The sequence below is a fragment of the Actinomycetospora sp. genome, assembly GCF_055612215.1.
Genome location: NZ_JBVPVA010000197.1, coordinates 1 through 1,912, shown reverse-complemented (window position 1 = coordinate 1,912; position 1,912 = coordinate 1). Strand labels below are relative to the sequence as shown.

3 protein-coding genes are annotated in these 1,912 nt (G+C 72.3%); 1 reads left to right on the top strand and 2 read right to left on the bottom strand.

The genetic code is table 11. The features are described 5' to 3' along the window. A partial coding sequence (locus tag AC0CYZ_RS05390; RefSeq protein WP_472213075.1) for a pyridoxal-phosphate dependent enzyme occupies positions 1-254 on the bottom strand: 254 nt, incomplete at its 3' end. Between the two features lie 110 nt (positions 255-364). Between AC0CYZ_RS05390 and AC0CYZ_RS05385 the strand changes: the two genes are divergently transcribed. Next, a complete protein-coding gene (locus AC0CYZ_RS05385; RefSeq protein WP_472213073.1) occupies positions 365-1,615 on the top strand; it encodes an acetyl-CoA C-acetyltransferase in 1,251 nt (416 codons plus the stop codon). 215 nt (positions 1,616-1,830) lie between these two features. Here the strand turns inward: AC0CYZ_RS05385 and AC0CYZ_RS05380 are convergent. Continuing rightward, positions 1,831-1,912: Bax inhibitor-1/YccA family membrane protein (locus AC0CYZ_RS05380; RefSeq protein WP_472213077.1), on the bottom strand; the 82-nt coding region annotated here is incomplete at its 5' end.

Sequence of the window (1,912 nt, the reverse complement as noted above, 5' to 3'; positions counted from 1 at the left end):
GCCACGATCGCGAGCCCGATGCCGGTGTTGCCCGAGGTCGGCTCGACGATCGTGCCGCCGGGCTTCAGCTCCCCGGACTCCTCCGCGGCGGTCACCATCTTCTCGGCGATGCGGTCCTTCACGCTGCCGCCGGGGTTGAAGTACTCGACCTTGGCCAGCACCAGCGGCGCGTCGGGACCGGTGGGCACGACGCGGTTCAGCTTCACCAGCGGGGTGTGGCCGACGAGGTCTCCGACGTGCTCGACGTACTGCATGCGCTCCATCCTGCCGGTCGGGACCGGCAGCGGTCGCCCTGTGCGGCGAATCACCGGTGTGGGGGCGACGACGGGCGACGACGTCGGACCCCGCGAATAGGGTCGTCGTCATGGCCCAGAACTCCGGGACGCCCGACGCCGTGATCGTCTCCGCCGTCCGCTCGCCCATCGGTCGCGCCCGCAAGGGCACCCTCGCCGGGATGCGTCCCGACGACCTCACGGTCCAGATGGTGCGGGCCGCGCTCGACGCGGTGCCCGCGCTCGACCCGGCCGAGATCGAGGACCTGATGCTGGGCTGCGGACTGCCCGGCGGCGAGCAGGGGCACAACCTCGCCCGCATCGTGGCCGTCCAGGCCGGCTTCGACCACCTGCCGGGCACGACGATCACGCGGTACTGCTCGTCGTCGCTGCAGACCATCCGCATGGCCGCGCACGCGATCCGGGCCGGGGAGGGCGACGTGTTCCTCGCCGCCGGCGTGGAGACGGTGTCGCGATTCGAGAAGGGGTCCTCCGACGGCCTCCCGGGCTCGCAGAACCCGCTCTTCGACGAGGCGCAGGCCCGCACGGCCGAGGTCGCGGCGTCCGGCGCGGACGAGTGGCACGACCCGCGCGACGACGGGCTGCTGCCCGACGCCTACATCGCGATGGGCCAGACCGCAGAGAACGTGGCGCTGCTCGAAGGCGTGTCCCGCGAGGAGATGGACCGGTTCGCGGTGCGCTCGCAGAACCTCGCCGAGCAGTCGCAGCGCGACGGCTTCTGGGAGCGCGAGATCACCCCCGTGACGCTGCCCGACGGCTCGGTGGTCGCGAAGGACGACTCGCCCCGCCCCGGCACGACCTACGAGGCGATCGCCGACCTCAAGCCGGTCTTCCGTCCCGACGGGCGCATCACGGCCGGCAACGCGTGCCCGCTCAACGACGGCGCCGCGGTGCTCGTGGTCATGTCCTCGACGCGGGCCGCCGAGCTCGGCATCACCCCGCTCGCCCGGGTCGTCTCCACCGGCGTGACGGCGCTGTCGCCCGAGATCATGGGCCTCGGCCCGATCGAGGCCTCGAAGCAGGCGCTGGGCCGGGCCGGGCTGACGATCGACGACGTCGACCTGGTGGAGCTCAACGAGGCCTTCGCCGCGCAGGTCATCCCCTCCGCGCACCGCATGGGGATGTCGGACTCCGCCATGGAGGCCAAGCTCAACGTGCACGGCGGCTCGATCGCGGTCGGCCACCCGTTCGGCATGACCGGCGCGCGGATCGCGACGACGCTGCTCAACGGGCTGCGCAGCAAGGACGCGACGATCGGGCTGGAGACGATGTGCGTCGGCGGCGGGCAGGGCATGGCGATGGTGCTCGAGCGCCTGTCCTGATCGACGGTCCGGGTCCCGGCTCGCCCCGGGTCACGGCGCCGAGGCGAGGGGCACGCCAGGCGGGACTCGAGGCTCGTGGACCTGCCTGGCGTGCTGTTGATCAACGCGTCTGCCGGGCCCCTGGGGCCGACGCCCGGGGCGAGAGGCCCCGGAACAGCGAAAGGCACCTCCGACCGTCCGTGCGGCCGAAGGTGCCCTCTCGCCCACCTGCGGAGCTAGTCGCGGAAGTAGCTCAGCAGGCGCAGGATCTCGATGTAGAGCCAGACCAGCGTCGTCATGAACCCGAAGGCCAGGTAC

What these genes read in the sequence shown, in the direction of transcription:
- AC0CYZ_RS05385 (WP_472213073.1), top strand. Translation starts at nt 365, where the DNA reads ATGGCCCAGAACTCCGGGACGCCCGACGCCGTGATCGTCTCCGCCGTC.